The sequence below is a fragment of the Paracoccus sp. C2R09 genome, assembly GCF_018860625.1.
In the GTDB taxonomy this organism is placed as follows: Bacteria; Pseudomonadota; Alphaproteobacteria; order Rhodobacterales; family Rhodobacteraceae; genus Paracoccus.
Genome location: NZ_JAHKQB010000027.1, coordinates 227,535 through 251,030, shown reverse-complemented (window position 1 = coordinate 251,030; position 23,496 = coordinate 227,535). Strand labels below are relative to the sequence as shown.

Genomic DNA, 23,496 nt, shown 5'->3' with positions numbered 1-23,496 from the left:
CATGTCCGGGCGGCGCATCCCGCCGCCCGGTCCGCCCTTCCACAGCCCGTGCAAAGAAGCCGATAGCCATGCTGGACAATACCGCGAAGCCGAACCTGATCGTCGAGGGCAAGCTTGCCGATAACGAGCGTCTGAAGCGCGAGAGCGATTTCCTGCGCGGCACGATCACCGAGGATCTGCAGGACCGCATCACCGGCGGCTTCACTGCCGACAACTTCCAGCTGATCCGCTTCCACGGGATGTATCAGCAGGACGACCGCGACATCCGTCCCGAACGCGCCCAGCAGAAGCTGGAGCCGCTGCACAACGTCATGCTGCGCGCGCGCATGCCGGGCGGGATCATCACCCCCGAACAATGGCTGATCGTCGAGAAATTCGCCGCCGATCACACGATCTACGGCTCGGTCCGGCTGACCACGCGTCAGACCTTCCAGTTCCACGGCGTGCTGAAGCCGAACATCAAGAACATGCACCAGACGCTGGCCAGCGCCGGGATCGACAGCATCGCGACCGCGGGCGACGTGAACCGCAACGTGCTGTGCACGACCAACCCGGTCGAGAGCGCGCTGCACCAGGAAGCCTATGAATGGTCCAAGCGCATCTCGGAGCATCTGCTGCCCAAGACCCGCGCCTATGCCGAGATCTGGCTGGACGGCGAGAAGGTGAAGACCACCGAGGAGCCGATCCTCGGGAACACCTACCTGCCGCGCAAGTTCAAGACGACCGTCAGCATTCCGCCCAACAACGAGGTGGACGTCCACGCCAACGACCTGAACTTCGTGGCCATCGCCGAGAACGGCAAGCTGATCGGCTGGAACGTGCTGGTCGGCGGCGGCTTGGCGATGACCCATGGCGACACGGCCACCTATCCGCGCAAGGCCGATGATTTCGGCTTCATCCCGGTCGAACACACGCTGGCCGTGGCCGAACATGTCGTGACCGTGCAGCGCGACTGGGGCAACCGCGTCAACCGCAAGAACGCCAAGACGAAATACACGCTGGACCGCGTCGGCACCGACACCTTCAAGGCCGAGGTCGAGAAGCGCGCGGGCGTCACGTTCGGCCCCTCGCGTCCCTATGAATTCACCACCCGCGGCGACCGCTTCGGCTGGGTCGAGGGCGTGGACGGCAAACATCACCTGACGCTGTACATCCTGTCGGGCCGCATCCTGGATTATCCGGGCCGTCCGCTGAAGACCGGCCTGCGCAAGATCGCCGAGATCCACCAAGGCGATTTCCGCATGACGGCGAACCAGAACCTGGTCATCGCGGGCGTGCCCGCCGATCAGAAGGCCGAGATCGAGCGCATCGCACGCGAACACGGCCTGATCGACGACCTGATGACGCCGCAGCTGAAGAACTCGATGGCCTGCGTCGCGCTGCCGACCTGTCCCCTGGCCATGGCCGAGGCCGAGCGTTTCCTGCCGGAACTGGTCGCCAATGTCGAAGGGCTGCTGGACAAGCACGGCGTCGGTCAGGACCACCTGATCCTGCGCGTCGTCGGCTGCCCGAACGGCTGCGGCCGCGCGATGCTGGCCGAGGCCGGTCTCGTGGGCAAGGGTCCGGGCAAGTACAACCTGTATCTGGGCGGCAACCGCGTCGGCACCCGCATTCCCAAGCTGCATCTCGAGAATGTCAGCGCCGAGGCGATCCTGGCCGAACTGGACACCCTGATCGGACAATGGGCCACCGAACGCGACGGCGACGAGGGCTTCGGCGATTTCGTCATCCGCAAGGGTGTCGTCCCCGAGGTCAAGGTTTCCGTGACCGATTTCCACGCCTGAACCACCAGCCTGAAGCGGAGGCACTGAAGATGATGGCTGAACGTTACATCCCCGATACCGGCGCGCTGCGCCCCGAGGCGCTGGTCGAGGAGGCGAACGAGATCCTTGCGGATCGTTCGCCCGAGGAACGCGTGCAATGGGGGCTGCGGCACCTGCCGGGCACCCATGTCGTCTCGTCCAGCTTCGGCGTTCAGTCTGCGGTCATGCTTCACCTGATGACCAGCTTCCGCCCCGACATCCCGGTCCTGCTTATGGATACGGGCTATCTGTTCCCGGAAACCTATCGCTTCATCGACGAGCTGACCGAGCGTCTGAACCTGAACCTGCACATCTACCGGTCCGAGATGAGCCCCGCCTGGCAGGAAACCCGCTTCGGTGCACTGTGGGAACAGGGCGAGGAAGGCATCCGCAAGTACAACACGATCAACAAGGTCCAGCCGATGCAGCGCGCGCTGGAGGAGCTGGGCGTGAACACCTGGTTCACCGGCCTGCGCCGCAGCCAGTCGGCCAGCCGCGCCGACCGGCCCGTGGTCGAACTGCAGGGCGGCCGCATCAAGCTGCACCCGATCGTGGATTGGAACAACCGCGACGTTCACCGCTATCTACGCAAGCATGATCTGCCCTATCACCCGCTATGGGACGAGGGCTATGTCAGCGTGGGTGACACACATACCACCAGGCGGCTGGAAGACGGCATGACCGAAGAGGAAACGCGCTTCTTCGGCACCACCCGCGAATGCGGCCTTCACATCTGAAATCCGCATCCGACCAGCACCCAGACATACCAAGGCAGACATAACCCGTGCTTACCAACACCCTTCCCCCCGGCCTGAACCCGCTGACCTCCGAACAGTCGACGCAGATGCAGTCGCTGCTGACCACGCTGACGCCGATCCAGCAGGCCTGGATCAGCGGCTTCCTGGCCGCCTCGGCCGGTGCCGCAGGTGCGGGCGCCCTGCCCGCCGCCGCGCCCCAGGCCGAAAAGGCCGTGCTGACGGTGCTCTATGGGTCGCAGACGGGGAATGCCAAGCATGTCGCCCAGGACGTGGCCGCCAAGGCCAAGGCGCGTGGGCTGGACGTCAAGCTGGTGGACATGGCCGATTACAAGCCGAACCAGCTGAAGAACGAACGCCACATGGTCGTCGTCGTCTCGACCTATGGCGAGGGCGAGCCGCCCGAACCCGCGCAGAAGCTGTTCGATTTCGTGGGCTCGAAGAAGGCGCCGAAGCTGGACGGCGCCAAGATCGCCGTGCTGGGCCTGGGCGATACCAGCTACGAGTTCTTCTGCAAGACCGCCGTCGATTTCGAGGAACGCCTGACCGCGTTGGGCGCGACCGTGCTGGTCGAACGCGCCCTGCTGGACGTCGATTACGACGATCAGGCCGCTGCATGGATCGACGGCACCGTCACGGCGTTCGAACCCGACCTGAAGGCCGATGCGCAGCCCAGCAACGTGGTGCCGCTGACGCCGGGCATGGCGGCCCCCGCCCCTGCCGCGTCGCAATGGACCAAGCGCAATCCCTTCACCGCCGAGGTGAACGCCGTCCAGAAGATCACCGGGCGCGACAGCACCAAGGATGTGCGCCACCTGGAAATCTCGCTGGAAGGCTCGGGCATCACCTATCAGGCGGGCGACTCGCTCGGGGTGTATTTCCACAACGACCCGGTCGAGGTCGACGAAACGCTGCAGCTGCTGGGCCTTGACGGCGCGGCAGAGGTCACCGTCGGCGGGCAGCAGAAGACGCTGCGCGACGCCCTGTCCGAGGATCTGGAGCTGACCCAGTCCTATCCCGCCTTCGTCGAGAAATTCGCCGAAGCCACCGGCAATGACGAGCTTCGCAAGCTGGCCGCCGACAAGGCCGCCCTGCGCGAATACATCGCCGAGCGGCAGATCTTCGACATCCTGCGCGAACACAAGGGCGAGGCCACCCCGCAGGGTCTGGTCGACAGCCTGCGCAAGATGCAGCCGCGTCTCTATTCCATCGCCTCCAGCCAGAAAGAGGTCGAGGACGAGGTGCATGTGACCGTCGGCGTCGTCGAATACAATGCGCATGGCCGCAACCATCTGGGCGGATGCTCGGGGCATCTGGGCCGCCGTCTGGCCGATGCGGGCGAACTGCGCGTCTTCGTCGAGGAGAACAACAACTTCCGCCTGCCCGCCGATCCCGAAGCGCCCGTCATCATGATCGGCCCCGGCACCGGCATCGCGCCCTTCCGCGCCTTCCTCCAGGACCGCGAGGCCGACGAGGCCGCGGGCAAGAACTGGCTGTTCTTCGGCAACCCGCATTTCACGCAGGACTTCCTCTATCAGGTGGAACTGCAGGGCTATCTGAAATCGGGCCTGCTGACGAAGCTGGACGTGGCCTTCAGCCGCGACCAGGCCCAGAAGGTCTATGTTCAGGACCGGATCGTCGAACAGGGTGCCGAGCTGTGGGAATGGCTGAACGCGGGTGCGCATCTCTATATCTGCGGGGATGCCGACCGGATGGCCAAGGACGTGCATGACGCGCTGATCCGCGTGCTGGTCGAACATGGCAAGCACAGCGTCGAAAGCGCCGAGGCCTATCTGGTCGAGATGCGCGACAACCGCCGCTATCAGCGCGACGTCTACTGATCGCCGTGCCGCATCCCCCAAGGGGGTGCGGCGCCACGCTTGAACCGGTCGGTGCGCTCTGCCAATCATGGGTGCGGGGACGAGGATACCGGTAATGGACATCGACAGCCTTCGACTTTTCGTGCTGGCGGCCGAAAGGCTGAACATCACCGCCGCGGGCCGCGATCTGCGCATGGCCCCCGCCGTGGCCAGCGCCCGGCTGGCCAAGCTGGAACAGCAGCTTGGCGCCGAGCTTCTGCACCGGACCACCCGCAAGGTTTCCCTGTCCCACGAGGGCGAGGCCTTTCTGCCCTATGCGACCGAGATCCTGGCCCAGATCGAGGCCGGTCGTGCGGTTCTGGGCCATGACGCCGCCCAGCCCACGGGCACGCTGCGCTTTGCCGCTCCCAGCAGCTTCGCACAGCGCCACATCATGCCGCTGCTGCCCGCCTTCCACCAGGCCCATCCCGGCATCACGCTGGACCTGCGCCTGTCCGATACCCGCTTCGACCTGATCGAGGGCAGCTTCGATCTGGCGCTGCGCAGCGCGCCATTGCAGGACAGCAGCCTCAAGGGCCGCAAGCTGGCCGAGGATCCGCGCATCCTCTGCGCCTCGCCCGGCTATGTCGCCGAACACGGGATGCCGCGGCGGCCCGACGATCTGCCCGGCCACCACCTGCTGTCATGGAAGGACATGGCGGCGCGCGACCTGACGAACGGCCGCGATGTCTGGCGGCTGGACCCCAAGGCGATGAAATGCCGCGCGATCTTCGATGACGGTGCCTCGATGCGGATCGCGACGACCGCGGGGGCGGGCATCTCGATCAATTCGGTCTGGAACGTGGCGCAGGAACTGCGCGAGGGCAGCCTGGTGCAGATCCTGCCCGACTGGCGTCTGAACGACCGCTCGGTCCTCTGGCTGGTCTATCCGCGCAGCAACGTGCTGACGCCCAAGACTCGCCTGTTCATGGATTTCCTGATCGGCACTTTGGACACCGACTGGATGGGCAGTTCGTGACCGGGGCGCCGAAGGGGGCCGCGTTGCGCCCCCCTTCGGTCAGGCGAAATCCGCACGCTGCTGCCCTGCGGGACGGGTCAGCATCATCAGGACGAATTGCAGCCCCAGCACGCTGAAGCCGACGGGGATCAGCCCATAGGGTATCCACATCGGTGTGCCGAAGGCGCTGCTGACGCGTTCGCCATAGGCATGGGCATCATGCGCCATCAGCCACCCGCGCCATGCGATCGTGAACGAGAAGACCGCCCCCACAAGCGCCACGACGACGCGCAGCACATGCTGCCGCAGCGGACTGCCGCGTTCGGCAAGGAAACCGATGCCGATCTGTTCGCCCCGGCGCAGGGTGTCCGCCGCCGTCACCAGCGCCAGGTACACCATCAGGAAGGCGTTGACCTCCATGCTCCAACTGGTTGCCCGCGCGAAGAAATGGCGCATCAGCGCGTCATAGCCGATGGTCACCATCATGAAGGCCAGCACCAGCGCGCCGCCGGCCTGCAGGATCCAGGTCAGCCATCCCATGGCCCTGTCGACAGCGCGCATCGGATCAGGCCCCCTCGCCCATGGCCAGGGCGATGGCCCGTTCGCCGACCTCGGCCCCGACCTCGTCCAGCCAGACCTGGCGCACATCCGCGTTGATCTTGTCGAATTCGGCGATCTCGGCCTCGGACGGTTCGATGACCTCGATGCCCGCTTCGCGGAAGGCGGGCCAGTACTGGTCGCGGAAGTAATCCTCGTTCGCCGCGCGGGCGCTTTCCTGGTCGAACCACTCGACGCCTTCCATGAAGGCGGCGCGCACATCCTCGGGCATGGCATCCCAACGGCGGGTCGTGGTGAAGATGCCGATCGCGAAGCCCGTCACCGGCATGCGATAGGCATAGCGCACCTGTTCCTGGATCGCCCGCCCGTTGATGGTCGAGATGTTGGCCACCGCCGCATCGACGGTCCCGCGCTCCAGCGCGATATAGAGCTCGGATGACGGAATGCGCACCGGCGCCGCGCCGAAATGTTCCAGCGCCGCCGACGCCTCGAACGAGACGAGCCGGATCTTCTTGCCCTGGATCTGGGTCAGATCGGTGATCGGCGCGCTCTCGACGCTCCAGACATATTCCGGCTCCATGATGCCACCGCCAAGCGACAGGCAGCGCAGTCCCTGCTTTTCCAGCTCGGCCGCGATCAGGTCGAACAGGGGCGATCCGCGGCGCAGGCGGTCGGGGTTCTCGTAAAGCGGGCCGACCACGCCCGGCAGGCCCAGCACCCCCAGGATCGGCAGCGACCGCGTGACATAGGAGCTGGTGTGGAACATGAAATCGATGGTGCCCGCCCGAAGCGCCGGCAGCTGTTCATCGGCCGAAACAAGGCGTCCGCTGTCGTGGTAATCCAGTGCGACGACGCCCTCCCCGGCCTCGTTCACGCGGTCCACCAGCCCCTGCGACCCATAGGCCAGGTCGGCATAGGATGGCGGTAGATAGCTGACCCCGGTCAGCGTCTCGGATGCGAATGCCCTGCGCGGCAGCCCCGCGACGGACAGACCGCCAAGCACGGCACCCGCGCTCAGGAATTGTCTTCTCGTGGTCATGTCTTCTCCTCCCTCTTGTTTTCTTGTGGTCTCAGGGCATCAGCCCCGGCAGCCACAGCGCCAGCTCCGGCACCAGGACGAACATCGTCAGCACCAGGAATTGCAGGATCACGAAGGGCAGCACGCTGCGGATGATGTCCTCGATCGCAAGGACAGGCGCGACCGCCTTGAGCGTATAGAGGTTCAGCCCCACCGGCGGCGTGATGACCGCCATTTCCAGGTTCATCACCAGGATGATTCCGAACCACAGGGGATCATAGCCCAGCGCGCCGATCAGCGGCAGCAGGATCGGCGTCGTCACGACGATCAGCGAGACCGCATCGACCAGCATGCCCAGGAACAGAAGCGCGATCATCACCAGCATCAGGATCGCGAAGGCCGGCAGCTGCGTCTGCGTCAGCGCCTGCGAAACCGTATCGGGCAGCCGGATCAGGTTGAGATAGTCCCCGAAGATCCGTGCGCAGCCCATGATCAGCAGGATCGCCCCCGAGATCCGCGCACTGGAGGCAAGGATCTGCCAGAAGCGCGCCCATGTCAGGCTGCGAAAGACCAGCGCGGCCAGGGCCAGGGCGCCCAGCGCGCCGAATGCGCCCGCCTCGGACGGGGTGGCAACACCGGTATAGATGACGCCCAGCACCAGCCCCACCAGAACGGCGGCATGCCACAGCCCGCCCAGCGACCGGATGCGCGCGCCCCAATCGGTGGGGCCCTTTTCCGGCGGTGCCTCGGAGGGGTTCAGCGTCGCCCGGATCCAGATATATCCCGCAAGAACCGTCGCCAGCATCACGCCCGGAACCACGCCGCCGATGAACAGGTCGGCAACGGACACGCCCGACACCGCGCCATAGATGATCAGCGGAACGCTTGGCGGGATCAGCATCGCGAGGGCGCCGGAACTGACGACGCTGCCCGCGGCCAGCCGGTGCGAATATCCGCGCGCCAGCATCTGCGGTACCGCGATCGACCCGATGGCCGCGACGCCCGCGATCGACACGCCCGACACGGCCCCGAACACGGTCGAGGCCCCAACCGTCGCGATGGCCAGCCCGCCCCGCAAACGGTTGAACCACAGCGCCGCCGCCCGATACAGGTTCGCGCCCACGGGCGTCGCGGACAGGAAATTCCCCATCAGCACGAACAGCGGCAGGGCAAGCAGCTCGAAGCTGTTCAGCTGCGCGAAAAGCGATGTCGGCCCGAAGAACAGCGCCATCGCCCCCCGCGCCATATAAAGGCCCATCATGCCCGCCGCCCCCAGCGCCAGGAAGATCGGCGCGCCGATGGCGATCAGCGACAGCAGGACGACCAGGACGATCAGGGGCTCTATCATGCGCCGACCTCCTGCTGCCCGAACCAGCCCGCGCGGGCCAGTTGGCCGCTGATCCGCCCCGGCAGGCGTTCCTCGAGCCATTCGACCAGCGCGGTCAGGCGGTCATGCGACAGCCCCGTCGGCATTCCCTGCCGCGACAGAAGATAGTTCACATCCTCGGTCGCGATGTTCCCGGTCGCCCGGGGTGCGAACGGGCAGCCCCCCAACCCCCCGATCGAGGTATCGGCAACCTCGGCCCCAAGCCCGATCGCGGCGATCAAGTTGGCGGTTCCGGTGCCGCGCGTATCGTGCAGATGGACGCCCCAGCCCGTGTCGCCAAGGACGGGGGCCATCGCCCGGTGCACACGGTGAATGTCGTTCGGCCCCGCCACGCCGATGGTATCGGCCAGCACGACCTGCCCTGCGCCCGCGCGGATCACCGACTGCGCCATCGCCGCGACCCGATCCTCGGGCATCTCGCCCTCGAACGGGCAGCCATAGGCGGTGGCGATGACGGCGGTGATGTCGCGCCCCGCCTCTCGGGCGACGGCGGCGGCGCGTGCGAATTCGGCCAAGCTGTCCTCGGCGGACATGCCCTGGTTGCGCCGGCAGAACGTGTCCGATGCCACGATGGCAAAACGCAGCTCGGTCGCGCGCGTGGCCACGGCCCGCTCGGCGCCCTTCAGGTTCAGGACAAGGGCCGCGATGCGGATGTCGGGCAGCGGTGGCAGACCCGCCAGCACCTCCTCGGCGCCCGCCATCTGGGGCACGCGGGCCGGGTGGACCATGCTCACGGCCTCGATGTGACGGATACCGGCCGCCGCCAGCCGGGTGATCATCTCGATCCGCTCCTCGACCGAGAAGACGCGGTCGAGGTTCTGCAGACCGTCGCGCGGTCCGACTTCGCACAGACTCACCATCAGATCACCCCCTCGGCGCGCAGGTCCCGAAGCTGCGACGCATCGAGGCCCAGTTCGCCATAGATGCGGTCGTTGCCCGACCCGATCTGCTGGGGACCCAGCCATGCCACATCGCCGGGCGTGTCCGACAGGACCGGAAAGACGCCCGGTATGGTGATGGTGCCGAAATCCTCGTCCTCGAACTCGCGCACCATGCCGCGTTCGCGGAAATGCGGATCCTCGACCACCTCGGCGATCGAATTGATGGGACCGTAGACCACGCCGAAGCGTTCGAGCCGCTCGGTCAGGTCGGCCATGGTCAACGCGCCCGACCATTCGGCGATCAGCGCATCCAGTTCCTCCTGGTTGTCGCCGCGGGCGATATGGGTCGCGTATTTCGGATCGGTCGCCAGGTCGGGACGGTCCATCGCCTGCGCCAGCCTGCGGAACATCGCATCGACATTCGCCGCGATGACGACATAGCCCGCATCGGCGGTGGGATAGATGTTCGAGGGCGCGATCTTGGCCAGCCCCGACCCCGAAGGTTCGCGCACATGGCCGGTCTTGGAATATTCGGTCACGCAGCTTTCCAGCATCGCAAAGCAGCTTTCGGTGATGGCCGCATCGACCACCTGCCCCCGCCCGCCATTCCGATCCCGGCGGAACAGCGCCATCATCATCCCCTCGAATGCGAAAAGCGCGGTCAGCGTATCGCCCAGTGAAATCCCGTGCCGCGGCGGCGGCGTGTCGGGATAGCCGTTGATGTATCGCAGCCCCGACATGGCCTCGCCCACCGAGGCGAAACCCGGCCGCGAGGAATAGGGGCCGGTCTGCCCGAAGCCCGAGACCCGCACGATGACAAGGCCCGGATTGATCGCGTGCAGATCCTCGGGCGACATGCCCCATTTTTCCAGCGTGCCGGGCTTGAAATTCTCGATCAGCACATCGGCGGTCCCGATCAGCTTGCGTATCAGATCCTGCCCGCGCGGATCGCGAAGGTTCGCCGAGACCGAATGCTTGTTGCGCGCCATGATCGGCCACCACAGCGTCTTGCCCTGATACTGGTTGCGCCCCCAGTTGCGGATCGGATCGCCGCTGCCGGGGGCCTCGACCTTGATCACCTCGGCCCCGAAATCGGCGCAGCGCGTGCCCACGAAGGGTCCCGCAAGCAGCTGCCCCATCTCGATCACGCGCAGCCCCTGAAGGGGCCCGAAACCTTGCGGCTCGGGTTTGCTCATGGCTGGTCCTTTCCTCCCTCGCGGCCAGAAAGCCGCCTCCTTGGATACATTCTGGAACATCCTGAACGAATCTTGCAAGAAAATCGTGGATCGGGATACAATCAGAAAAATTTCTGTATTGCAGAGCCATGGAACACCAGAAGCCCGAAAGCCATGCGGACCGCGCCTATCGCCAGCTGCGCGAGGCGATCCTGAACGGGCGGCTGCCCACGAACCGCAAGGTGACCGAGATCGGGCTGGCACAGATGCTCGGCTTGTCCAGGACCCCCGTCCGCGCGGCCATCGGACGGCTTCTGATCGACGGGCTGCTGCAGCGGCGGACCGGCAGCGGCCTGTGGTGCGTGCTGCCCACGCCCGACGAGATGCGCGAGATCTTCGACATCCGCGCGCGGCTCGAGGCCTATGCCGCCGCGCGTGCGGCAGAGCGCGCCAGTCCCGAACAGCGCGAAGCCCTGAGACAATCCGCGCAGCGCATGTCCCGCCATGTCGCCGTCCTGGCCAATGGCAGCGATCCCGGCATCACCCGCCGGATCGAGGAGGAGAACGCGATCTTCCACAAGCTGATCCTCGAGGCCGCCTGTGCGCCGCGCCTCGAGAGGCTGCTGCAAAGCACTGTGGACGTGGCCTTCGTCAGCCTGACGCTGCAACGATACGGCCTGGGTCAGCGCATGCGGTCGGCAGGGCACCATCACGACATCGCCGAGGCCATCGCGCTCGGGCTGCCCGACTGGGCCGCCCGGACGATGGAGGCGCATATCCTGTCCGCCGCCGCGACCTTTCTGCGCGAGGAATGACCGCCGCGCTCAGCGCGGTCCCAGATCGACGGGCGAGATCAGCGGCGCCCCCGCGAAGAAGGCCACGACATTGTCCGCAGCCAGCCCGGCCATCGCGTCGCGCGTCTCGACCGTGCCGGATGCATGGTGCGGATAGTTCAGGACATTGGGCAGGCCCGTCAGGCGCGTGTCAGGCGCGGGCTCGTTCTCGTAGACGTCCAGCGCGGCCGCGCCCAGGCGCCCATCGGTCAGCGTGGCGATCAGCGCAGCCTCGTCCACCACCGTTCCACGCGCGACGTTCACGAACAGACCCTCGGGGCCCAACGCCTCCAGCACCCGCTCCGAGATCAGGCCACGCGTCCCTTCGCCCCCTGCGACGATGGCGACCAGGTGATCGCTGTCGCGGGCAAGCTGCACCAGGTCGGGCACCTGCGGCCAGGGCAGATCCCTGGGGCTGCGGTTCCAATAGGCCACCTGCATCCCGAATGCCTGCGCACGGGTCGCGATGGATTGCCCGATCGTGCCCATGCCGACGATCCCCAGTTGCGTTCCGGCCACCTTGCGCTGCAGCGGAAACGCTCCGTCACGCGCCCATGCCCCCGACCGGACATGCGCCTCGGCCGGGACGAGGGCGCGTCGGGCGGCAAGGATCAGCATCATGGCCGTATCGGCCACATCGTCATGCAGCGCCCGAGAGGTATTCGTCAGCGCGATCCCGCGTTCGGCCAGGGCGTCGGCGTCGAAGGCGTCGTATCCGGCCGATGAACAGGAGACCAGTCGCAGATCCGGCATGGCATCCAGCATGCCACGGGTCAGGGGCACATGGCCGCTGGTCACGACGGCCCGGCATCCCGGCCCGTGGCAACGCAGGAAATCCTCACGGTCCCCGGCCTCGTCCCAGCGCAGCAGGGTGCAATGGTCCTCCAGCCGGGCCATCGCCTGCGGGCGCAGCGTCGTCATCACCATCAGTTCGGGTTTCTCGGTCATCTTTGCCTCTGTCGGTCATGCGCGTTGTGCAATTTGGCAAAGGCTGTCCGGTGATCGCCCCGGGTGCAAGGACAAACACCCGTGATCGAATGGCGATTGCGGTCGCGCGCCGGGTGGCGGATGTTCCGCCCGGACCAGGGCACCTGCCCGCATGGCAGGAACCACGGGCGGCGGGCCGCATTGTTCGCAGGTCCGCATTCACGACAAGCCGGAAGGAACGGAATGGAACGCGAGAACATCGAACTGCGCTCGACCATCAGCGACGATGGCAAGCTGCGGGTGAACCTGGAACCCGTGCCGCTGGCCGAACCCGGCAAGGGGCAGCTGCTGGTCCGGATCGAGGCCGCGCCGATCAACCCCTCGGATCTGGGTCTGCTGTTCGGCCCCGCCGATATCGGCACCCTGACATCCCAGGATGGCGTATTGCTGGCCGAGGTGCCGCAGCAGGCGCTGAAGGCCGTGGAGTCGCGGCTGGGCGAATCCATGCCTGTCGGCAACGAGGGCGCTGGCAAGGTCGTGGCCGCGGGTTCCGACCTGCAGGACCTGATCGGCAAGCGCGTCGCCATGATCGGCGGTGCGATGTATGCGCGCTATCGCCTGATCGAGCGCGAAAGCTGCATCGTGCTGCCCGACGATGCCGGCCCCGAGGATGGCGCGTCGCTGTTCGTGAACCCGCTGACCGCGCTGGGCTTCGTCGAGACGATGCGCGCGCAGGGCCACACGGCCATCGTCCATGCCCCCGCAGCCTCGAACCTGGGGCAGATGCTGGTGCGCATCTGCAAGGATGACGGCGTGGGCCTGGTGAACATCGTCCGATCCGAGGAACAGGTGAAGCTGCTGCGCGATCTGGGCGCGACCCATGTCGTGAACAGCAGCCTCGACAGCTTCCAGCAGGATCTCGAAGCCGCGATCGAGGAAACCGGCGCCACCATGTCCTTCGACGCCATCGGCGGAGGAGAGATGACGAGCATCATCCTCAACGCCATGGAGGCCGTCGCCAAGCGCAAGATGGACAGCTACAACCGCTATGGCTCGACCACGATGAAGCAGGCCTATATCTATGGCGCGCTGGACCTGTCGCCCACGATCCTGCGCCGCGGCTTCGGCTTCAGCTGGAACATCGGCGGCTGGCTGCTGTTCCCCTTCCTGCAATCCGCCGATGCCGAGGTGGTCAAGCGCATGCGCGCCCGCGTCGCGGACGAGATGAAGACGACCTTCGCCAGCCACTACACCTCGCGGATCACGCTGGAAGAGGCGCTGGACCCCGAGATCGCCCGCGCCTACGAGCGCAAGTCCACCGGCGAGAAATACCTGATCACGCCTTGACGGATCGACCGGGCGGAGATGGCTCCGCCCGGTCCCGCCCGACGATTTCCGGCGGGTTGCGAAAAAAATTCTGTCGGTCTGCATCCAAACGCCCCCCGCCCCGAGTCCTAGGGGTATGGAGGCTGCGGATGCACCGCGGTCGATCCCGACAGGAGCTGACCGATGACCTACAAGATTGCAGGACTGACCGCCGCCGCGCTGATGACGACCACCGCCGCCATGGCGGACGACCACGGGGCGCATATGGCCGTGGGCCTTTCGGGCGACAAGATGCTGCACATGATCGACGCCTCCTCGGCCACGGTCACCGCCTCGATCGAGGTCGAGGGCGTGGACCGGCTGCTGGGCATCGACCTGCGCCCCGCGACGGGCCAGCTGATCGGCGTCTCGGACAGCTTCGAGATCGTCGAGATCGACCCCGAGACCGGCACCGCGACCGTCATCTCGACCATGGATACCGAATTGCCGATCGAGGGCGACGCCGCCGTGATCGTCGATTTAAACCCGATGGCCGACAAGCTGCGCTTCATGTCGGGCAGCACGAACCACCGCGTCGACATCGAGACCGGTGCCGTGACGGTCGATGGCAGCCTGGCCTTCGAGGATCAGGACATGCATGCGGGCGAGGCCCCTGCCATCGTCGCGGCCGCCTATATCAACAGCTTCGGCAAGCCCGAGGCGACGGCGATGTACGATATCGACAGCACAATCGTCGCGCTGATCCAGCAGACCTCGCCCAATGACGGCACGCTGGCCGCGGTGGGCAAGCTGGGCATCGAGGGCGCCGATACCTATGCGTTCGACATCGCGACCGATGCCGAAGGCACGAACACCGCATGGTTGGCCGCAGACGGCCAGCTGCACACCGTTTCGCTGGAAGATGGCAGCGTCACCGAAAGCTGGGACATCCAGGGTTCGGACGGCGCCATGCTCCGCGACATCACTTTCATGACCGCGAAGTAAGTTTAACAAGTGAACGGCCGGCGCAGGGCGCGGTCCCGCGCAGGCACCCCGCCATGATCGCGTTTGACAAGATGCGGCATGGCGGACTAGCCCTTGATGAGGGGGAACGACGCGGGATGTCCGTTCCGAAGGGACGGGTGTCGACGTGATCGATCATGCGGCTTTGCTGAAGGCATGCGCGGCCGGCGACAGGCAGGCGTTGCGCCGGTTGATGGATGCCGAGGGCGGACGGATGCTGGGAATTGCCAGACGGATGCTGCGTCGCCCGGACCTGGCCGAGGATGCGGTCCAGGACGCGCTGGTCCTGATATGGCGGCGGTCGCACCAGTTCGACGACATGCGCGGCAGCGCGCGGGGCTGGATCTTCACGATCCTGCGCAACCGATGCCTGACGATGCTGCGCCACGAAGACCGCGGCGAGGATGGCGGGACGGATCCCGACGACCACGCCGTGGATGCAGCCTTCGACGATCTGCCCCGCACGCTGGACCTGCGACGATGCCTCGAAGGTCTGGAACCCGATACGCGGCGGGCCATCCTGTCCTCCTATGTCCTGGGCCACAGTCACGGAGAGATCGCGGGCCGGATGAACGCGCCGCTCGGATCGGTGAAGTCATGGCTGCGTCGCGGCCTCGTCAAGCTGAGGGAGTGTCTGTCATGACCGGGCAAGTGCCGGACATCCTGATCGACGAGGTGGTGCTGGGCCTTGCATCCGACGCCGATACGGCGCGGGTCGAGGAATTGGCCCTGCGCGATGCCGATGTGGCGCGGCGCCTGGAACAGGCTCGGCTGCGCTTCATGGCGCTGGACGACACCGCGCCCGTGCTGCCGATCCCCCTGGGTTTCTGGGACCGCCTGCGCGACAGGCTGGAGGACGCGACGCCTGCGCAGGCGGCCCGGGCGGCCCGGGTCGTGGATCTGGCGCGGGCACGTCTGCGCCGTTGGCAGGGGGCCGCCTTCGGGGGGATGGCCGCTGCCGCGTTGATGGCCGCCATGCTGGGCTGGACCCTGCTGCAATCGCCCGAACCCGCCGTGGTGGCGGTGCTTCTGGACGCCGATGGCGAGGCCGTCGCCCTGATCGAGGGGCAGCCCGACAACACCACCCGCGTCACGTTGCTGGAACGGCCCGACCTGCCCGCCGGGCGCGTGATGCAGGTCTGGACCAAGCCCGATGCCGACGGCCTGCCGGTATCCCTGGGGCTGCTGGTGTCGGGGCGTTCGGACACGCTGACGGTGCCGGGGCTGCCCGCGCCGGGGGCAAGCCAGCTCTACGAGATCACGGCCGAGCCGGATGGCGGATCGCCCACGAACCTGCCGACCGGACCGATCCTGGGCAAGGGCCTGGCCAAGGAACCCGTCATCTGAACGGACCCTATCGGATCATGCGGATCGACATGCTGCGGGGGCGGTCGTCCAGCTGGAACGCGGCCTCGTCGAAGCGGGGCGCGCGCATCATCGGGCGGATATTGCCCGACACGCCCCAGGCCTCGACCGGCAGACCCAATGCGTTCACGTCCATGCGCCCGTTGTCGTTGCGATCGTGCAGGATCGCCACCGCATAGCGACCGGGTGGCAATCCGTCGAAGCGGCAATGCCCCTGCCCCGCCGCGACGCGCTGGCTGGCGATCTGCCCGCTGCCGGGAAACCCCTGCGAATGATCGTGCAGCGCGCAGAAGACGCTTCCCTCGGCCGAGGGAAGGTCGGTGAAGGCGATGTCGATCCGCCCGGCGTGACCCGTGGCGGGCAGGATCGTCGCCAAGACGCAAAGACAACGCAGCATGCGGGGATTCCCGTCCGGATTGCCTGCAGCCAAGCATGGCCCGGTGCAACGGGCAAGCCCACGGTCGCGTGATGCGCCATGCTCCGCGCAACGAAAAAGGGGCGCACCCTGCGGTGCGCCCCCTGTTTTCGCGGTCGCTGCGGATCAGGCGGCCAGATCGAAGCGATCGGCGTTCATCACCTTGGTCCATGCGGCGACGAAATCCTCGGCGAACTTGCGGGCATTGTCGTCCTGGGCATACAGCTCGACATAGCTGCGCAGGATCGAATTCGACCCGAAGACCACGTCCAGGCGCGACGCCGTCCACTTGACCGCGTCGGTCTGACGGTCGCGGATCTCGTAGGTGCCGTCCTCGGCCTTGGTCCAGCGATAGTCCATATCCGTCAGGTTGACGAAGAAGTCCTGCGTCAGCGCGCCTTCGCGGTCGGTCAGAACGCCCAGCTTGGTGCCGCCGTGGTTGGTGCCCAGAACGCGCATGCCGCCCAGCAGCACGACCATCTCGGGGGCGCTGAGGCCCATCAGCTGCGCGCGGTCCAGCAGAAGCTCCTCGGGGTTGACCGAGAAATCGCGCTTCAGCCAGTTGCGGAAGCCGTCATGGATCGGCTCCAACGCGTCGAAGGACGGCGCATCGGTCATCTCGGCGGTGGCATCGCCACGACCCGGTGCGAAGGGCACCGCAATGTCCATGCCCGCGGCCTTCAGGCCACGCTCGATCCCGACATTGCCGGCCAGCACGATGACATCGGCCAGCGATGCGCCGGTCTCGGCGGCGATGGGCTCCAGCACCGACAGGACCTTCTGCAGGCGGGCAGGCTCGTTGCCCTCCCAGTCCTTCTGCGGGGCCAGGCGGATGCGGGCGCCGTTGGCCCCGCCGCGCATGTCCGAACCGCGATAGGTGCGGGCGCTGTCCCAGGCGGTGTTCACCAGTTCGGCCGTGGTCAGGTCGGTCGCGGCGATCTTCGCCTTGACGGCCTCGACGTCGTAACCGGTGTTGCCTGCCGGGACCGGGTCCTGCCAGATCAGATCCTCGGACGGAACGTCCGGGCCGAAATAGCGGACCTTCGGACCCATGTCGCGGTGGGTCAGCTTGAACCATGCACGGGCGAAGCAATCGTCGAAATAGGCCGGGTCGGCCATGAACTTCTCGCAGATCGCGCGATAGGCGGGATCGACCTTCATCGCCATGTCGGCATCGGTCATGATGGGCATGCAGCGGATCGAGGGATCCTCGACATCGACCGGCATGTCCTCTTCCTTGATGTCGACGGGTTCCCACTGCCATGCGCCGGCGGGCGACTTGCGCAGTTCCCATTCATGGCCGAACAGCATGTCGAAATAGCCCATGTCCCACTTGGTGGGCTCGGACGTCCATGCACCCTCGATGCCGCTGACCATCTGGTCGCGACCGATGCCACGGCCCTTGGTGTTCATCCAGCCGATGCCCTGGAATTCGGGATCGGCGGCTTCGGGCTCGGGCGACAGATCCTCGGCCTGGGCGTTGCCGTGGCACTTGCCGATGGTGTGACCGCCTGCGGCGAGGGCTGCGGTCTCCTCGTCGTTCATGGCCATGCGGGCAAAGGTCTCGCGGACCTGGGCGGCGGTCGCCATGGGATCGGGCTTGCCGTTCACGCCTTCGGGGTTGACGTAGATCAGGCCCATCTGGACGGCTGCCAGCGGGTTGTCCATCGTCTCGGGCTTGCTGACATCCTCGTAGCGGTTGTCGGATTCGGCCAGCCACTCGCGCTCGGCGCCCCAGTAGACGTCCTTCTCGGGGTGCCAGATATCCTCGCGACCGAAGGCGAAACCGAAGGTCTTCAGACCGGCGACCTCGTAGGCGATGGTGCCCGACAGGATCATCAGGTCGGCCCAGCTGATCTTGTTGCCGTATTTTTTCTTGATCGGCCACAGCAGGCGGCGGCCCTTGTCGGTGTTGACGTTGTCCGGCCAGCTGTTCAGCGGCGCGAAGCGCTGGTTGCCGGTCCCGCCACCGCCGCGACCGTCGGCCAGGCGATAGGAGCCTGCGGCGTGCCACGCGACGCGCGCGAACATCCCGACATAGCTGCCCCAGTCGGCCGGCCACCAGGCCTGGCTCTCGACCATCAGCTGGCGGACATCGGCCTTGAGGGCCTCGACGTCCAGCGTCTTCAGCGCTTCGCGGTAGTTGAAATCGCCGCCATAGGGCTTCGTCTTCGCATCATGCTGATGCAGGATGTCGAAGTTCAGCGCGCTCGGCCACCAATCGGTGTTCTGGCTGGAAGTCGAGGTATGGCTGCCATGCATCACCGGGCATTTGCCGGTGTTCATCGGGTTGCCGTCCATGTCAGTCTCCGTCTCTCTGATGCTCTGGTCCGACGGCCCTTGGGGCCGCCCGTGCCGTCGGGACCGCTGCGAGCCCCTTCGAATCGTCATGCGCCTGTTCTAACCGATCACGGGCATCAGGTGAATTTGTATCGGCTGATGGTCATCCAAAGTTCATCTTATGACGCGGCGCAGGAACCATCATGCCATGATCCTTGTCGCGGGACAGAAGGAAAGCTTGTCGCGCAAGGAAAAGGGCCGCGACTGGCGCGGCCCCCTGGAAAGGTTTCAGATCTGGCGCTCGGGCATCTCGACGACCAGGCCGTCCAGTTCCTCGGTGACCTTGATCTGGCAGGTCAGCCGCGACCGCGTCGGGTCGGGTTCATAGGCGAAGTCCAGCATGTCCTCCTCCATCGGGTCGCGCGGCGGCAGGCGGTCCAGCCATTCCGTCGCGACATAGACATGGCAGGTCGAACAGGCGCAGGCGCCCCCGCAATCGGCATCGATTCCCGGCACGCCGTTGTCGCGCGCGCCCTCCATCACGGTCATGCCCGGGCGGACATCCACCTCGTGACGGGTTCCGGTATGTTCGACATAGGTAATCTTGGCCATCAGCTGGTTCCCTTGTTGCCCGGCCCAGTTAAGCAAGGTCGCCCGATTTGGAAAGGGGCAGCCCCGAAGGGCCGCCCCTGTCCCTTCACTCGTCCTCGGCGATGGGCAGCGCCACGAACAGCGGCGCACCTTCGCGGCGGATCAGCATCAGCACCGAACGGCGACCGGCCTCGCGGGCCTCGTCCACGCGGGCGCGCAGATCGGCGATGGTGCCGACGGGCTGCTGGTTCACCTCGGTGATGACATCGCCTGCGGCCAGGCCCTTCTCGGCCGCGCTGGACGAACCGTCGACGCCGGTGATCACCAGGCCTTCGGTCCCGCGCGGTGCGCCCAGCTCCTGCGCCATCTCGGCGGTCAGGGGCGTGACGGACAGACCCAGCAGCTCGGTCTCGCCCTCGGGCTCGTCGGGCTGGTCCTCGCCCTGCGCGGTCTCGCGGCGGCCGATGGTGACGTCCAGCTTCTCCTCGTCGCCATCGCGGCGGATGGTGACCTCGATCGCCTCGCCCACCGGCGCGTCGGCCACGCGGCGCACCAGATCGCGGGTATCCTCGATCGCCTCGCCATCGAAGGCGATGATGACGTCGCCGGCCTTCAGGCCCGCCTCTTGTGCGGGGCCTTCGGGCACGTCGGTGATCATCGCGCCGCCCGGACCGTCCATGTCCAGCGCCTCGGCCATCTCCTCGGAGACGTCCTGGATCATCACGCCCAGCCAGCCGCGACGGGTTTCACCGAAATCGCGAAGCTGATCGACGACCTCGGAGACGACGTTCGACGCCATCGAGAAGCCGATCCCGATCGAGCCGCCATTGGGCGACAGGATCGCGGTGTTCACGCCCACGACCTCGCCCGCAAGGTTGAACAGCGGCCCGCCCGAGTTGCCGCGGTTGATGGCGGCGTCGGTCTGCAGGTAATCGTCATAGGTGCCCGACAATTCGCGATTGCGCGCGGACACGATCCCGGTCGAGGCCGAGAAGCCCTGCCCCAGCGGGTTGCCCAGGGCCAGCACCCAGTCGCCCACGCGGGCGGCATCGCTGTCGCCGAAGCGGACGAAGGGAATGGCCTCGGGGCTTTCGACCTTCAGCAGCGCGATATCGGTCGATGGATCGGTTCCCACCACTTCGGCTGGCAGACGTTCGCCCGAATAGAACTCGATCTCGATCTCGTCGGCGCCGTCGATCACGTGGTTGTTCGTGACGATGAACCCGTCGGCCGAGATGACGAAGCCCGATCCCAGGGCGTTGGAACGCTGCGGCATCTGGCGCTGCGACTGGCCGTTCGGACCGGGGGTGCCCGGAAAGCCGAACTCGCGGAACAGGTCGGAGAACGGGCTGCCTTCGGGAAAGACCGGGCCGCCCTGCGTGGGCTGAGAGACGACGGCGGTGGTGGTGATGTTCACCACCGCGGGCGAGACCTGCTCGGCAAGGTCGGCAAAGCTGCCGGGCATCACGTGCTGGGGCGCCGCTTCGGCCCCGTCGACGCCAAGGGGCTTGTTCGCGTCCGCCGCGTCCTGTGCCTCCTGGCTGATCTGGGGGGCCTGATCCTCGTTGGCGGGTTCGACCACCTGCTGGGCGCCGGCATGGCCAAGGCCAAGGGCGATCGCCATGGCCGATGCGGTCAGAAGGTGCCGAGGAAGAAGCTGTTTCATGCTGTATGTCCTCTTGTATCGAAGGCAGGTCCGACATGCGCCGCGCGCCCGGACTGCCAAGGCTATCAGAACGTTATCCGCCGGGACGTTGCAAATAAACCACGCTCTCGGGATGTGAACTGATCGTGATTGCGGCCGCGAAAAAGGGCGGGGCCTGTCGGTCCCGCCCTTCGGCTGCATCAGTTGGCGGGGGCCTGTTCCTCGCCCTCGTCCTCGGCGGCGCCTTCGACCGGCGCCTCGTCCGTGGGGGCCTCCGCCTCGTCGGCGGACGCGCCTTCCAGCGGGGCGTCCGGGGCCACGATCTCGGATTCCTGCTGCGGCGGGGGCGACAGGCTCTCGGGGACCGGGGTCAGCTTGACGCCCGCATTCTCGCCCAGGCGGTTGCCTTCGCGATCGGTCACCTCGGGGGTGACCAGCTCCTCTTCCTCGACCTCGGGGACGGGCTTCGGGACGTTCAGCCGTGCCGCCGAATTGCCTGCCGGAACCGGGCTCTGCGCGGGCTGCGCATTCTCCGATCCGTCGCCGGACAGATAGCTGAAGAACTCGCTGTCGGGCTGCATCACCATCGAGCTGTTGCTGCCCTTCAGCGCGCGTTCATACGAAGTCAGCGAACGGGTGAAGGCGAAGAACTCGGGGTCGCGACCATAGGCATCGGCATAGATCGCGTTGCGCTGCGCATCGGCCTCGCCTCGGACGATCTCGGCGCGGCGGCTGGCCTCGGATGTCAGCTCGACCACGGTCCGGTCGGCCGCGGCGCGGACCCGCTGCGCGGCCTCGCGGCCACGGGCGATCTCGTCTGCGGCCTCGCGTTCGCGCTCGGCCCGCATCCGCGCATAGGTCGCGGTCAGGTTCTGCTCGGGCAGGTCGGTCCGGGTCAGACGGACGTCGATGAATTCGACCCCCAGCCCTTCCGAGTTGTTGCGCGCCTCGTCCCGGATCAGGTTCATCAGCGCGGTCCGCTCGTCCGACAGCACGGTGGTCGAGGGAACGGTGCCCAGCACCTCGCGGATGGCGTTCCGGACGATCGGCTCCAACCGCTGCTGCGCGGTATCGACACCGCCCGAACCCACGGCCTGGCGGAAGCGGACCGGATCGGTGATGCGCCAGCGCGCGAAGGCATCGACCACAAGGCGGCGATCATCGGCGGGCGTCACCTCGAGCGGGCTGGTCGGCAGGCCCAGGATGCGGCCGTCGTATTTCACCACGTTGTCGAGGAACGGAACCTTGAAGTTCAGGCCCGGCGCCTCCTGGACATCGACGACACGGCCAAGGCGCAGGACCAGCGCCTTTTCGCGTTCATCCACGATGAACAATGCCCCGCCGGCCAGGACGCCAGCGACGATCAATGCGGGCAGCGCAAGCGCTGCAAGGGTCTGCGTGCGGCGTGCCATCAGTTCGACCCTCCGGTGTTCTGGTCATTTTCCGCCTGATCGTCCGAGCTGTTGCCGGTCCCGCGCAGCTGGTCCAGCGGCAGATAGGGCACGACGCCCGATCCGCCTTCGCTCAGGCCTTCCCCGATGATGATCTTGTTCACGTTGCCCAGAACCTCCTCCATCGTCTCGAGATACATCCGGCGGCGCGTGACTTCGGGTGCGTTCACGTATTCCTCGTAGATCGAGTTGAAGCGCGCGGCCTCACCCGAGGCGTTGTTGACGGCCTCGGCGCGATAGCCTTCGGCCTGTTCCAGCGACTGCGCCGCGTCACCGCGGGCCTGCGCCAGAACGCGGTTGGCATAGGCGTCGGCCTCCTTCTCAAGGCGGTCGCGTTCCTGCTGTGCGGCCTGCACGGCGCGGAAGCTGTCGATCACCTCTTCGGGCGGGTCGGCACGGTCGAGGTTGACGCGGACCACGTTGATCCCCGACTGGTAGGCATCCAGCGTCTGCTGCACGGCCTCCTGCAGGTCCTGCGCGATGGCACCGCGGTCGCGGTTCAGGATCGGCGCAAGCTCGCTGCGGGCGATGATGTCGCGCATCGCGGATTCCGCAACGGCACGGATCGTGTCCGACGGATCGGCCAGGTTGAACAGGTACATCTGCGGATCGCGGATGTTCCAGACGACCTGGTACTCCATGTCCACGATGTTCTGATCGCGGGTCAGCATCAGGCCGCTGTCCAGCTCTCCGCCACGTCCGGTCCCGATCTCGGTCACGCGTTCGTTCGTGACCGACACGACCTCGGCTGTGACGAAGGGCCAGGGCGCGAAGTTCAGACCCTCGGTGCCCACGGCCACGGCGCGACCGAACAGGAACTCGACCGACTGTTCGTTGGTCTGCACCCGGTAGAAGCTGGAAAACGCCCAGAGCGCGACCGCGGCAAGCGCCACGATCGACACGGTGGATCGGTTCAGCCCGAAATTCGGACCCGAAGGCTTGCGCCCGCCCGGCCCGCCATTGCTGCCGTTCCCGCCATTTCCGCGACCGCCCATCAGGACGCGCAGGCGTTCCTGGCCCTTCTTCATCAGATCCTCGATCTCGGGGCGCTGCGGGTCGTTGCCCTGACCGGGACGACGTCCGCCCTGCGGCTGTTCTCCCCAAGGACGACCGGCGGGGCGCTTGTCGTCATCCCCGTCCTTCCGGCCGCCATTGCCTCCGCCCCAGGGGCCCTGATTTGCCATCCGTCGAACCTTCTTTCGTTGGAATTTCCGTTACTTGAAAACTGGGGCCGCGCCGTGAAAAGTCAAGGCGCGGACCTGCGGCAC

General features: G+C 66.6%; 21 protein-coding genes. 9 read left to right on the top strand and 12 right to left on the bottom strand.

Annotation, left to right across the window (positions count from 1 at the left end; all coding sequences use genetic code 11):
• The first annotated feature begins 68 nt into the window (after nt 1-68).
• From cysI to KO490_RS11540, 4 genes are all read left to right on the top strand, one after another.
• Nucleotides 69-1,784 (top strand): assimilatory sulfite reductase (NADPH) hemoprotein subunit, encoded by a 1,716-nt coding sequence (gene cysI, locus KO490_RS11555; protein WP_216019553.1) that lies wholly within the window; start codon nt 69-71, stop codon nt 1,782-1,784.
• Nucleotides 1,785-1,813: 29 nt separating this feature from the next.
• Entirely contained in the window at nt 1,814-2,539 is a 726-nt protein-coding gene (locus KO490_RS11550; protein WP_216019552.1) for a phosphoadenylyl-sulfate reductase, read from the top strand.
• Nucleotides 2,540-2,586: 47 nt separating this feature from the next.
• Nucleotides 2,587-4,398, top strand: a complete 1,812-nt coding sequence (locus tag KO490_RS11545; RefSeq protein WP_303462975.1) for an assimilatory sulfite reductase (NADPH) flavoprotein subunit — start codon at nt 2,587-2,589, stop codon at nt 4,396-4,398.
• 94 nt (nt 4,399-4,492) lie between these two features.
• On the top strand, nt 4,493-5,395 hold the full coding sequence (locus tag KO490_RS11540; protein ID WP_216019551.1) for a LysR family transcriptional regulator: 903 nt from the start codon (nt 4,493-4,495) through the stop codon (nt 5,393-5,395).
• 39 nt (nt 5,396-5,434) lie between these two features.
• Here KO490_RS11540 and KO490_RS11535 read toward each other — a convergent pair whose 3' ends face one another.
• Genes KO490_RS11535 through KO490_RS11515 form a run of 5 tightly spaced genes read right to left on the bottom strand, consistent with a single transcriptional unit; the run spans nt 5,435 to nt 10,414 of the window.
• Nucleotides 5,435-5,935 (bottom strand): TRAP transporter small permease, encoded by a 501-nt coding sequence (locus KO490_RS11535; protein WP_252727141.1) that lies wholly within the window; start codon nt 5,933-5,935, stop codon nt 5,435-5,437.
• A 4-nt stretch (nt 5,936-5,939) separates the two neighbouring features.
• Nucleotides 5,940-6,971, bottom strand: a complete 1,032-nt coding sequence (locus KO490_RS11530; protein ID WP_216019550.1) for a TRAP transporter substrate-binding protein — start codon at nt 6,969-6,971, stop codon at nt 5,940-5,942.
• Nucleotides 6,972-7,002: 31 nt separating this feature from the next.
• Nucleotides 7,003-8,298: a TRAP transporter large permease gene (locus tag KO490_RS11525; protein ID WP_216019549.1), complete on the bottom strand. Its 1,296-nt coding sequence runs from the start codon at nt 8,296-8,298 to the stop codon at nt 7,003-7,005.
• Nucleotides 8,295-9,197 (bottom strand): hydroxymethylglutaryl-CoA lyase, encoded by a 903-nt coding sequence (locus KO490_RS11520; protein ID WP_216019548.1) that lies wholly within the window; start codon nt 9,195-9,197, stop codon nt 8,295-8,297. Before KO490_RS11520 ends, KO490_RS11525 begins: the two co-directional genes overlap by 4 nt.
• Complete coding sequence (locus tag KO490_RS11515; protein WP_216019547.1) at nt 9,197-10,414, bottom strand: CaiB/BaiF CoA-transferase family protein; 1,218 nt, start codon at nt 10,412-10,414, stop codon at nt 9,197-9,199. Before KO490_RS11515 ends, KO490_RS11520 begins: the two co-directional genes overlap by 1 nt.
• Nucleotides 10,415-10,542: 128 nt before the next feature.
• Here KO490_RS11515 and KO490_RS11510 point away from each other — a divergent pair, with 128 nt between their 5' ends.
• Complete coding sequence (locus KO490_RS11510; protein ID WP_216019546.1) at nt 10,543-11,208, top strand: GntR family transcriptional regulator; 666 nt, start codon at nt 10,543-10,545, stop codon at nt 11,206-11,208.
• Nucleotides 11,209-11,217: 9 nt separating this feature from the next.
• Here the strand turns inward: KO490_RS11510 and KO490_RS11505 are convergent, their stop codons facing one another.
• Nucleotides 11,218-12,174, bottom strand: coding sequence for a 2-hydroxyacid dehydrogenase (locus tag KO490_RS11505; RefSeq protein WP_216019545.1), 957 nt, complete (start codon nt 12,172-12,174; stop codon nt 11,218-11,220).
• 222 nt (nt 12,175-12,396) lie between these two features.
• Here KO490_RS11505 and KO490_RS11500 point away from each other — a divergent pair, with 222 nt between their 5' ends.
• The 4 genes from KO490_RS11500 (at nt 12,397) to KO490_RS11485 (ending at nt 15,828) form a co-directional block, all read left to right on the top strand.
• Entirely contained in the window at nt 12,397-13,500 is a 1,104-nt protein-coding gene (locus KO490_RS11500; protein ID WP_252727140.1) for a zinc-binding dehydrogenase, read from the top strand.
• A gap of 162 nt (nt 13,501-13,662) precedes the next feature.
• Nucleotides 13,663-14,463 (top strand): DUF4394 domain-containing protein, encoded by an 801-nt coding sequence (locus tag KO490_RS11495; protein ID WP_216019544.1) that lies wholly within the window; start codon nt 13,663-13,665, stop codon nt 14,461-14,463.
• A gap of 211 nt (nt 14,464-14,674) precedes the next feature.
• The gene (locus tag KO490_RS11490; protein WP_216019625.1) at nt 14,675-15,124 is read left to right on the top strand and encodes a sigma-70 family RNA polymerase sigma factor; all 450 of its coding nucleotides are present in this window, start codon (nt 14,675-14,677) and stop codon (nt 15,122-15,124) included.
• On the top strand, nt 15,121-15,828 hold the full coding sequence (locus KO490_RS11485) for an anti-sigma factor domain-containing protein (RefSeq protein WP_216019543.1): 708 nt from the start codon (nt 15,121-15,123) through the stop codon (nt 15,826-15,828). Before KO490_RS11490 ends, KO490_RS11485 begins: the two co-directional genes overlap by 4 nt.
• Before the next feature lie 7 nt (nt 15,829-15,835).
• Here KO490_RS11485 and KO490_RS11480 read toward each other — a convergent pair whose 3' ends face one another.
• From KO490_RS11480 to hflK, 6 genes are all read right to left on the bottom strand, one after another.
• Nucleotides 15,836-16,243 (bottom strand): DUF2141 domain-containing protein, encoded by a 408-nt coding sequence (locus tag KO490_RS11480; protein WP_216019542.1) that lies wholly within the window; start codon nt 16,241-16,243, stop codon nt 15,836-15,838.
• A 144-nt stretch (nt 16,244-16,387) separates the two neighbouring features.
• Entirely contained in the window at nt 16,388-18,562 is a 2,175-nt protein-coding gene (gene katG / locus KO490_RS11475; RefSeq protein ID WP_216019541.1) for a catalase/peroxidase HPI, read from the bottom strand.
• Nucleotides 18,563-18,829: 267 nt separating this feature from the next.
• Nucleotides 18,830-19,153, bottom strand: a complete 324-nt coding sequence (locus KO490_RS11470) for a 2Fe-2S iron-sulfur cluster-binding protein (RefSeq protein WP_216019540.1) — start codon at nt 19,151-19,153, stop codon at nt 18,830-18,832.
• An 85-nt stretch (nt 19,154-19,238) separates the two neighbouring features.
• On the bottom strand, nt 19,239-20,597 hold the full coding sequence (locus KO490_RS11465; protein ID WP_252727154.1) for a DegQ family serine endoprotease: 1,359 nt from the start codon (nt 20,595-20,597) through the stop codon (nt 19,239-19,241).
• A gap of 380 nt (nt 20,598-20,977) precedes the next feature.
• Nucleotides 20,978-22,189: a protease modulator HflC gene (gene hflC / locus KO490_RS11460; RefSeq protein ID WP_216019538.1), complete on the bottom strand. Its 1,212-nt coding sequence runs from the start codon at nt 22,187-22,189 to the stop codon at nt 20,978-20,980.
• Nucleotides 22,189-23,412, bottom strand: a complete 1,224-nt coding sequence (gene hflK / locus KO490_RS11455) for an FtsH protease activity modulator HflK (protein WP_216019537.1) — start codon at nt 23,410-23,412, stop codon at nt 22,189-22,191. Before hflK ends, hflC begins: the two co-directional genes overlap by 1 nt.
• Nucleotides 23,413-23,496 lie beyond the last annotated feature (84 nt).